The sequence below is a fragment of the Acinetobacter brisouii genome (assembly GCF_008993995.1).
GTDB lineage: Bacteria > Pseudomonadota > Gammaproteobacteria > Pseudomonadales > Moraxellaceae > Acinetobacter > Acinetobacter brisouii_A.
Window position 1 is genome coordinate 1 of the sequence record NZ_BKNN01000172.1, and the last position, 704, is coordinate 704.

Consider the following 704-nt stretch of genomic DNA (forward strand, 5'->3'; position numbering starts at 1 on the left):
ATGATGTGTGCTGAATTAGCAGGAGACTTTCACTTGGGAGATTCTAGGCAGCTAACCGATAAAAGTCTTCTGCCATTTGATTTGGTGTCTTAAAATCCAAGCCTTTTTGAATTCTTCGTTGATTATAAAATAACTCTATATATTTTGTAATATCCGCTTTGGCTTCTTCCCTTGTTTTGTAGTTGCGATGATGGGCTAGTTCATTTTTGAGTATGCCCCAAAAACTCTCTATCGGTGCATTATCAAAGCAGTCGCCTTTTTTGCTCATTGAACCCTGAAAATCAAATTTCTCAAGTAAGTTTCGATATTCATTACTGCAATATTGGCTGCCTCTGTCTGAATGTATAATGAGATCTTTAGCAGGTTTCTGATTGCGAATAGCCATATTCAATGCATCACAAACAAGCTTGGCTGTCATGCGCTCATTTAAGCTATAGCCAACAACCTGTTTCGTGTAAAGATCTTTGACAGCTGCCAAGTACAACCAGCCCTCAGCCGTCCAAATGTAGGTAATGTCACTCGACCACGCAAGATTAGGCTTCGTCATTGAAAACTGTTGCTTGAGTAAATTGTCATAAATAGAACGGTTGTGATCACTGTTCGTGGTTCTTTTGAAACGCTTATGGCGCTTACAATACAACTGATTTGATTTTTTTATTTGGCGCACAGCATACATACTTATTTTGATACCTTGCGCTTGTAAA

1 protein-coding gene is annotated in these 704 nt (G+C 38.6%); it reads right to left on the minus strand.

Annotated features, from left to right (window positions below; all coding sequences use genetic code 11):
- Positions 1-43: 43 nt before the first annotated feature.
- Positions 44-704 (minus strand): IS3 family transposase (locus GBN19_RS15510; RefSeq protein ID WP_151778711.1); only part of this gene is annotated, 661 nt, incomplete at its 5' end.